This is a genomic window from Citrobacter sp. S46_ASV_140, from assembly GCF_018919545.1.
In the GTDB taxonomy this organism is placed as follows: domain Bacteria; phylum Pseudomonadota; class Gammaproteobacteria; order Enterobacterales; family Enterobacteriaceae; genus Citrobacter; species Citrobacter braakii.
Genome location: NZ_JAHLRC010000055.1, coordinates 20,729 through 27,087, shown reverse-complemented (window position 1 = coordinate 27,087; position 6,359 = coordinate 20,729). Strand labels below are relative to the sequence as shown.

Below are 6,359 nucleotides of genomic sequence, written 5' to 3'. Positions count from 1 at the left end.
TGTTCTTCGTGGTGGTATAGAAGTGACCAGTACCAGCAGAAGAAACCAGCTTGATTTTCTCACGAATACCTTTAGCCATGATTTATTTCCTCTTAGTACTTAGTACTTTTCGCCACGGGCACGCAGTTCAGACAGAACTGTTTCGATGCCTTTCTTATCAATAACACGCATACCTTTAGCAGATACACGCAGGGTGACAAAACGCTTCTCGCTCTCAACCCAAAAACGGTGAGAGTGCAGGTTAGGCAGGAAACGGCGTTTAGTCGCGTTCAGTGCGTGGGAACGGTTGTTACCGGTCACCGGACGCTTGCCAGTAACTTGGCAGACTCGGGACATGTCTATTCTCCAAAAATCAAATTAGCTCGAGCTTCGTATGGGGTATTGGCGCCTCGTCAGGCTTCTCAGCCCGGTTATCGCAGTTCAATACACTAAATCTTTCATCGTTGCCTCGTCATTGGACGCAACAAGAATGATTTTGCGTATTTGCGAACTCTCGATTGCCAGGCCCAAATGCCAAACCCGAGATTCTCAAAGGTGGCGTAGTATACGCTGAGTCAGCGATGTGCTCAAGTCCCGAACAGACAAAGATCCCGATGGATCGCGTAAAGTGCGTTAAATCCAACCGCGTTCCGCAAAAGAAACGTACTCTCCGCGCCCAATGACCAGATGATCAAGCACCCGGATATCCATGAACTGACAGCATTTCACAACACGCTCGGTGATGAGTTTATCTGCTTTGCTCGGCTCTGCACACCCCGAAGGGTGATTATGTGCAAGGATCACCGCAGAAGCATTCATTTTTATCGCTTCGCGGACAATTTCTCGCGGATGCACTTCAACGTGGCTTAGCGTTCCGGAAAAAAGTTTACGGTGTTTAATCACGCGATGTTGAGAATCCATAAAGATCACATAGAAGATCTCGCGTTCCTCTTGCGAAAGCTGGCTTTGCAGAAATTCACGCGCCATTTCCGGGCTTAGTATCGCACGCTCCTCTATCACCTGTACGTTGTAGTAGCGCCTTGCCAGCTCCACTATTCCCTTCAACTGTGCGTACTTCGCGATACCGATACCCTGAACATAGCTGAAATCCATGTAATCAGCAGACAACAGGCCATACAGCGAATCAAAATGCTGAAGCATCTCTTTCGCCAGCGTAAGCACATCTTTACCCAGTATCCCGGTGCGTAGAAAAAGAGCGAGTAGCTCTACGTCGGTCAGCGAACTGGCCCCCTGCGCCAACAGCTTTTCCCGAGGCATTATACGTCCTGTATTTTCCATGCTTTTCCCCTCCTTTCGCGTCCGCATAGTGGCATAACGCCAGCGGCGAATCGACGCTCTGTTTTCACTTCTTCGTAGAGCCTCGCAAACTGGAGCGCGGGCAAAAGCACGACACATTGCGGATTGTGATAAAATATCCGCCTTCTGGTGAAACCCAACAGGAAAGATCATGATGAGCCTGGCCGGTAAAAAAATCGTACTTGGCGTCAGTGGCGGGATTGCTGCGTACAAAACCCCTGAGCTGGTGCGTCGTTTACGGGAACGCGGCGCAGACGTCCGCGTGGCGATGACCGAAGCAGCAAAAGCGTTTATTACTCCTCTGAGCTTACAGGCGGTTTCGGGCTATCCCGTTTCCGACAGCCTGCTTGACCCCGCAGCCGAAGCCGCGATGGGCCACATTGAGCTGGGGAAATGGGCCGATTTGGTTATACTGGCCCCAGCGACGGCAGACCTGATTGCCCGCGTTGCCGCAGGTATGGCCAACGATCTGGTGTCTACGATCTGTCTGGCAACGCCAGCGCCTGTTGCCGTGCTGCCGGCTATGAACCAGCAGATGTACCGCGCCGCCGCTACTCAACACAATCTGGGCATTCTTGCCTCGCGCGGTTTGCTCATTTGGGGCCCTGACAGTGGTAGTCAGGCATGTGGTGATGTCGGTCCTGGACGTATGCTGGATCCGTTAACAATTGTGGATATGGCGGCAGAACATTTTCCACCTGTCAAAGATCTGCAACATCTCAACATCATGATTACAGCAGGCCCGACGCGTGAACCGCTTGATCCCGTGCGTTATATTTCCAACCACAGCTCCGGGAAAATGGGATTTGCTATCGCGGCCGCTGCCGCAAAACGCGGGGCAAACGTCACGCTGGTATCAGGTCCGGTTTCGTTACCTACACCGCCTTTTGTCCAGCGCATTGATGTGATGACCGCGCTGGAAATGGAAGCCGCCGTGCAATCTGCGGTGCAACAACAGCATATTTTTATCGGCTGCGCCGCAGTCGCTGATTATCGCGCTGAAACTGTCGCCAGTGAAAAAATCAAAAAACAGGCCACGCAGGGTGATGAATTAACAGTAAAAATGGTCAAAAACCCGGACATCATCGCTGGTGTTGCCGCACTGGATGCTAACCGTCCTTTTGTCGTTGGGTTTGCCGCCGAAACAAATAATGTGGAAGAATATGCCCGGCAAAAACGCATCCGCAAAAACCTTGATGTGATCTGTGCGAACGACGTTTCGCTGTCCACTCAAGGATTTAACAGCGACAGCAACGCATTACACCTTTTTTGGCAGGATGGAGATAAAGTCTTACCGCTTGAGCGCAAAGAACTCCTGGGCCAATTATTACTCGACGAGATCGTGACCCGTTATGATGAAAAAAATCGACGTTAAGATTCTGGACCCGCGCGTAGGGCAACAATTTCCGCTCCCGACGTACGCCACTTCTGGTTCTGCCGGACTTGACCTGCGTGCCTGTCTTGATGACGCCGTAGAACTGGCGCCTGGCGCAACAACGCTGGTGCCAACCGGGTTAGCTATCCACATTGCCGATCCTTCTCTTGCGGCGGTGATGCTCCCGCGCTCCGGGCTGGGCCATAAGCACGGGATCGTACTGGGCAATCTGGTCGGTTTGATTGATTCCGACTACCAGGGCCAGCTGATGGTTTCAATCTGGAACCGTGGTCAGGACAACTTTACTATTGAACCGGGCGAACGTATCGCGCAGATGGTATTTGTACCGGTCGTCCAGGCTGAATTTAATTTGGTGGAAGAGTTTGAAGCCACCGATCGTGGCGAAGGTGGCTTCGGCCATTCCGGGCGCAAGTAACCCGCAGAAAAGTATCTCACAGCGTAATAACGCAATAACACACCGCAAACACCCGTTTGCGGTCGCTGTGTGGATGCCTGCCTGGCAAGAGCTTATTTTCAGGGGTATTTTGTAACATGGTAGAAAAGCAAACTGCGAAAAGGAATCGTCGCGAAGAAATACTTCAGTCTCTGGCACTGATGCTTGAGTCCAGCGATGGTAGCCAACGCATCACGACAGCTAAACTGGCGGCCTCTGTGGGCGTTTCCGAAGCGGCCTTGTATCGCCATTTTCCCAGCAAGACCCGCATGTTCGATAGCCTGATTGAGTTTATCGAAGATAGTCTGATTACCCGTATCAATCTGATTTTGAAAGATGAAAAGGACACTAACGCGCGATTGCGTCTGATCGTACTGCTGATTTTAGGGTTCGGTGAACGTAATCCTGGCCTGACGCGAATTCTGACCGGACACGCGTTGATGTTCGAGCAAGACCGTCTGCAAGGCCGTATTAACCAGCTTTTTGAGCGAATTGAGGCGCAGTTACGCCAGGTTCTGCGAGAAAAAAGAATGCGTGAAGGTGAAGGCTACACCGTGGATGAAACGCTGCTGGCCAGCCAGTTACTGGCTTTCTGCGAAGGTATGCTGTCCCGGTTTGTACGTAGCGAATTTAAATACCGCCCAACGGATGATTTCGACATCCGCTGGCCGTTGGTTGCCGCTCAATTGCAGTAACACCGTTGTTGGATGGCGACCTCGCCTATTTTGCCTACGAACTCCGCGGTGCGTAGGCTGGATAAGCGCAGCGCCATCCGGCAGTTCTTATACGCCGTATGCTTCGCGATACGCCCGTACTGCGGCCAGGTGTTCTGCCATTTCTGGTTTTTCTTCCAGATACGCAATCAGATCTTTCAGGGTAATGATAGAAATCACCTTGCAGCCATAATCGCGTTCCACTTCCTGAATCGCTGAAATCTCGCCGCGACCGCGTTCCTGACGATCGAGAGAAATCAGTACCCCCGCCAGCGTAGCGTCGTTAGCCTGAATAATTTCCATCGACTCACGAATAGCCGTACCTGCAGTGATAACATCATCCACCAGCATTACACGCCCCTCAAGTGCGCTACCTACCAGATTACCGCCTTCACCGTGGGTCTTCGCCTCTTTACGGTTAAAGCAGTACGGCAAATCTTTATCGTGGTGTTCCGCCAGCGCAACAGCCGTGGTGGTCGCAATCGGGATACCTTTGTAGGCCGGACCAAACAGCAAATCGAACTCAATACCGGAATCCATCAGCGCTTCGGCATAAAAACGGCCTAACAGAGCCAGGCAGCGCCCGGTATTAAACAGCCCGGCGTTGAAGAAATAGGGGCTTTTACGCCCGGATTTCAGCGTAAACTCGCCAAACTTTAGTACCTGCTTGCTAAGCGCAAACTCAATAAACTGGCGCTGATACGGTTTCATGGATTCGCTCCTCATCTCACTTTATTACAGACAAAAAAAAGGCGACTCATCAGTCGCCTTTAAAATCAATTTTCTAACGCCGCCTTCTGCGTCGTTACAATGGATTCGATTCCCCCTCGGGCTAACGCCAGTAGGGTGAGAAGTTCTTCATGGCTGAACGGCTCGCCTTCTGCCGTGCCCTGCACCTCTATAATGCGGCCATCTTCAGTCATCACCACGTTCATGTCGGTTTCTGCGGCAGAGTCCTCAACGTATTCGAGGTCACAGAGCGCTTCACCGTTCACAATGCCCACGGAAACCGCGGCGACCATCCCCTTCATCGGGTTAGTTTTCAGTTTACCGCTCGCAACCAGCTTGTTCAGCGCATCAGCCAACGCCACACATGCGCCGGTAATTGATGCAGTGCGCGTACCGCCATCTGCCTGAATAACATCGCAGTCCAGCGTAATAGTGAATTCACCGAGCGTCTTCAGATCAACGGCGGCGCGCAGCGCACGAGCGATCAGACGCTGGATTTCCATGGTACGACCGCCCTGCTTACCTTTCGCCGCTTCACGGGCGTTACGGGTGTGCGTGGCGCGTGGCAGCATGCCATATTCTGCGGTGATCCAGCCCTGGCCCTGGCCTTTCAGAAAACGCGGTACACCTTCATCAATAGAGGCGGTACACAGCACTTTGGTATCACCAAATTCGACCAGCACGGAGCCTTCAGCGTGTTTTGTATAATTACGGGTCAGGGTGACGTGACGCACCTGGTTGGCACTACGACCTGCTGGACGCATGATAAAATCTCCGGCTTGAAACGAATGTGGCTGCGCATTATACGGACTTCCGACTGTTATTCCTATCCTGACAAGACGTGGATGGCTATAATCCTCCCATCTCATCTTTAAAAACAGGAACGTCTATGATCCGCAGCATGACCGCCTACGCCCGGCGTGAAATCAAGGGTGAATGGGGTAGCGCTACCTGGGAAATGCGCTCGGTAAACCAGCGTTATCTGGAAACTTATTTTCGCCTGCCGGAACAGTTCCGTAGTCTTGAACCCGTTGTCCGCGAACGCATACGCACGCGTCTGACGCGCGGTAAAGTCGAGTGTACGCTGCGTTTTGAGCCTGATGCCAGCGCCCAGGGCGAGCTGATTCTAAATGAAAAGCTCGCTAAACAGCTCGTTAGCGCTGCTAACTGGGTCAAAATGCAGAGTGATGAAGGTGAAATTAACCCAGTTGATATCCTGCGCTGGCCAGGCGTAATGGCTGCCCAGGAGCAAGATCTGGACGCCATTGCCGCTGAAATCCTCGCCGCGCTTGACGGTACGCTGGATGACTTCATCGTCGCGCGTGAAACCGAAGGTCAGGCGCTGAAAGCGCTGATCGAGCAGCGTCTGGAAGGCGTCAGCACTGAAGTCGCTAAAGTGCGTGCACATATGCCGGAAATTCTGCAATGGCAGCGTGAGCGTCTGGTAGCCAAACTGGAAGACGCCCAGGTGCAACTGGAGAATAACCGCCTTGAGCAAGAACTGGTGCTGATGGCGCAGCGCATCGATGTAGCAGAAGAGTTAGATCGTCTGGAAGCCCACGTCAAAGAAACCTACAACATTCTGAAGAAAAAAGAGGCTGTTGGCCGTCGTCTGGACTTCATGATGCAGGAATTCAACCGTGAGTCGAACACTCTTGCATCCAAGTCTATCAATGCCGAGGTGACTAATTCCGCAATTGAACTGAAGGTATTGATCGAGCAAATGCGCGAGCAAATTCAGAATATCGAGTAATTTTGCGTACCATGCCTATGCTATCGTAACGTACTAGAT

9 protein-coding genes are annotated in these 6,359 nt (G+C 52.1%); 4 read left to right on the top strand and 5 right to left on the bottom strand.

Annotated features, from left to right (window positions below):
* The 3 genes from rpmG to radC form a co-directional block, all read right to left on the bottom strand.
* On the bottom strand, window positions 1–79 hold a 79-nt coding region (gene rpmG, locus KQJ19_RS14765; RefSeq protein ID WP_151381705.1), incomplete at its 3' end, for a 50S ribosomal protein L33.
* A gap of 20 nt (window positions 80–99) precedes the next feature.
* The gene (gene rpmB / locus KQJ19_RS14760; RefSeq protein WP_003024071.1) at window positions 100–336 is read right to left on the bottom strand and encodes a 50S ribosomal protein L28; all 237 of its coding nucleotides are present in this window, start codon (window positions 334–336) and stop codon (window positions 100–102) included.
* A 276-nt stretch (window positions 337–612) separates the two neighbouring features.
* On the bottom strand, window positions 613–1,278 hold the full coding sequence (radC, locus tag KQJ19_RS14755) for a DNA repair protein RadC (RefSeq protein ID WP_016154986.1): 666 nt from the start codon (window positions 1,276–1,278) through the stop codon (window positions 613–615).
* A gap of 172 nt (window positions 1,279–1,450) precedes the next feature.
* On the opposite strand from radC, the gene coaBC reads away from it, so the two are divergent.
* The 3 genes from coaBC (at window position 1,451) to slmA (ending at window position 3,820) form a co-directional block, all read left to right on the top strand.
* The gene (gene coaBC / locus KQJ19_RS14750) at window positions 1,451–2,671 is read left to right on the top strand and encodes a bifunctional phosphopantothenoylcysteine decarboxylase/phosphopantothenate--cysteine ligase CoaBC (RefSeq protein ID WP_216403802.1); all 1,221 of its coding nucleotides are present in this window, start codon (window positions 1,451–1,453) and stop codon (window positions 2,669–2,671) included.
* A complete protein-coding gene (dut, locus tag KQJ19_RS14745; RefSeq protein ID WP_016154988.1) occupies window positions 2,649–3,107 on the top strand; it encodes a dUTP diphosphatase in 459 nt (152 codons plus the stop codon). The genes coaBC and dut overlap by 23 nt, the downstream gene beginning before the upstream one ends.
* 116 nt (window positions 3,108–3,223) lie before the next feature.
* Window positions 3,224–3,820, top strand: coding sequence for a nucleoid occlusion factor SlmA (slmA, locus tag KQJ19_RS14740; RefSeq protein WP_016154989.1), 597 nt, complete (start codon window positions 3,224–3,226; stop codon window positions 3,818–3,820).
* Window positions 3,821–3,907: 87 nt separating this feature from the next.
* Here slmA and pyrE read toward each other — a convergent pair whose 3' ends face one another.
* Window positions 3,908–4,549 carry an orotate phosphoribosyltransferase gene (pyrE, locus tag KQJ19_RS14735; protein ID WP_216403801.1) on the bottom strand — a complete coding sequence of 214 codons (642 nt, stop codon included), beginning with the start codon at window positions 4,547–4,549 and terminating at the stop codon, window positions 3,908–3,910.
* 65 nt (window positions 4,550–4,614) lie between these two features.
* The gene (rph, locus tag KQJ19_RS14730; protein ID WP_200046809.1) at window positions 4,615–5,331 is read right to left on the bottom strand and encodes a ribonuclease PH; all 717 of its coding nucleotides are present in this window, start codon (window positions 5,329–5,331) and stop codon (window positions 4,615–4,617) included.
* Window positions 5,332–5,456: 125 nt separating this feature from the next.
* On the opposite strand from rph, the gene KQJ19_RS14725 reads away from it, so the two are divergent.
* A complete protein-coding gene (locus KQJ19_RS14725) occupies window positions 5,457–6,320 on the top strand; it encodes a YicC/YloC family endoribonuclease (protein ID WP_019078038.1) in 864 nt (287 codons plus the stop codon).
* Window positions 6,321–6,359: the final 39 nt, after the last annotated feature.